A 305-nucleotide genomic window follows, 5' to 3' on the forward strand; every position below is an offset into this window, starting at 1 on the left:
GTGCTCACGGTGCGCCAGCAACTGGTCTGGACGCTGCTGGACGAGGCGCCCGAGTTGTCGCCGGGGACGCCGCTCCAACCGCTGTGCGTACCCCTGGGCGAGCTGACCGGCCAGGACCGTGAAGAGGCCGACCGCCTGACTGCGTTGTTCGAGCTGTTGCGGCTGGAAACCCAAGCGCCGCGCCCGGCGCAGTCGAGTAGCCTGAGAGCCCTGGCGCGGTTGCTGTTCATCAGCCTGTTGCGCCTGGCGCCACGCTCGCGCGCCGCCCAATCCGTCCGTCATGAAGATCTCCTGGTCTTTCGTCG

1 protein-coding gene is annotated in these 305 nt (G+C 68.5%); it reads left to right on the top strand.

All coding sequences use genetic code 11. From position 1 onward, the window contains the following. Positions 1-305: cupin domain-containing protein (locus KYG_RS18765; RefSeq protein ID WP_034695382.1), on the top strand; the 305-nt coding region annotated here is incomplete at both ends.

The sequence above is a fragment of the Acidovorax sp. NO-1 genome (assembly GCF_000238595.1).
In the GTDB taxonomy this organism is placed as follows: domain Bacteria; phylum Pseudomonadota; class Gammaproteobacteria; order Burkholderiales; family Burkholderiaceae_C; genus Acidovorax.